This is a genomic window from Rhodococcus sp. CH91, assembly GCF_022554085.1.
In the GTDB taxonomy this organism is placed as follows: domain Bacteria; phylum Actinomycetota; class Actinomycetes; order Mycobacteriales; family Mycobacteriaceae; genus Rhodococcus.
In genome coordinates, this window is record NZ_JAKFYR010000030.1 from 1 (window position 1) to 1,454 (window position 1,454).

The window sequence follows — 1,454 nt, forward strand, 5'->3', positions numbered from 1 at the left end:
GGGCGGATTCAACCGGTCGATGCAACACCGCGTTGTTGGAGCAACTGTAGCTGCTCGGTGAACACTTCAGCCGGGGTCTTCCAGCCGAGCACTTTTCGCGGTCGGTTGTTGACAGTCAGCGCAATTGCTTCGAGGTCCTCGGCGGTCCAGCGGGACAGATCGGTTCCCTTTGGGAAGTACTGGCGCAACAAGCCATTCGTGTTCTCGTTAGTCGGTCGCTGCCACGGCGAGTGTGGGTCGGCGAAGAACACTCTCGTGCCGGTCTCGAATGCGAATTGGGCATGGCTGGACAGTTCCTTCCCGCGGTCCCAGGTCAGGGTCTTGCGAAGTTGCTCCGGGAGCGTCGTCATCGAGGCCCTCAGTGCGGCGTTCATCGCGGCGGCGCCGTATCCACCCAGGGACGGACCGCTCTTTACGGGTGGCTTCTCACCCCAGCCCTCCATGCGGGGTAGGTGGACGAGGATCGTCGATCGACTGCTGCGCTCGACGAGGGTACCGATCGCGGACCGACCGGTACCGATGATGAGGTCACCTTCCCAATGGCCTGGAACAGCACGGTCTTCGGCTTCGGCGGGGCGTTCGCTGATCACCACGTCTTCGGTGACGTGGCCTTGGGGTTTGTTCCGTGATCGGGCTCGGGGCACCCGCAGTGCCCGACCGGTGCGCAGGCATGTCACCAGCTCCCGCTTCAGCGCACCCCTGCCCTCGATGTACAACGACTGGTAGATCGCCTCGTGGCTGATACGCATGGACTCATCCTCCGGAAAATCGATGAGAAGTCGATGCGAGATCTGTTCCGGGCTCCACGCTGTCGACCACCGTCGGTCCTGCCGGTGTGACTTGCGTCGGCCCTTCCACTCCGGCACCACCGGACCGGCCACGATCACACCGCTCGGACCTCGGATGACACCGCTCAAGCGGTCCTGAACATAATCCCGCAGACGCGGGTTCTCCACCATCTTCGCGGTCTTCGGTCGCCGAGCCATCAACTCGGCTTTCCACTGCGCGACCGACGCCCGATATTCCAGCATGCCGCCGCGGGTGGCGACATTGCGCCGCAGTTCACGCGAGATCGTGGACGGAGCGCGGCCGAGTCTGCGCGCGATCTCACGCACACCGACATCCTGCGCCCGCAGGATCGCGATCTCCTCCCGTTCGGAAAACGACAGGTACCGCCCACCAGGCTCGGTCAGCTCGATCGTCGACATTCCGCCACCTTGGCGGAACCAGCGGCTTCCCACCGCCGGCGACACGCCCACCATGTCAGCCGCGTCCTCCGAGGACACTCCCTCCGCGATCTTTCTCCAGAATTCGCGTTCGATGCTGCGCCGAGTTGCCGGCGCACCCGGCGAGATCATCGCCGATCGGCCTGTCAGTTCCTTCAACCATCCGGCTGGTCTGCCCATGAACACCCTCCTGGTCAGGGGTGTTGCGACGACCGGTTGAATCCGCCC

The 1,454-nt window shown here is 64.1% G+C and carries 1 protein-coding gene; it reads right to left on the reverse strand.

Annotated features, from left to right (window positions below; all coding sequences use genetic code 11):
* Window positions 1-8 precede the first annotated feature (8 nt).
* A complete protein-coding gene (locus MOM01_RS22930; protein WP_374112369.1) occupies window positions 9-1,406 on the reverse strand; it encodes an IS30 family transposase in 1,398 nt (465 codons plus the stop codon).
* Between the last annotated feature and the right edge of the window lie 48 nt (window positions 1,407-1,454).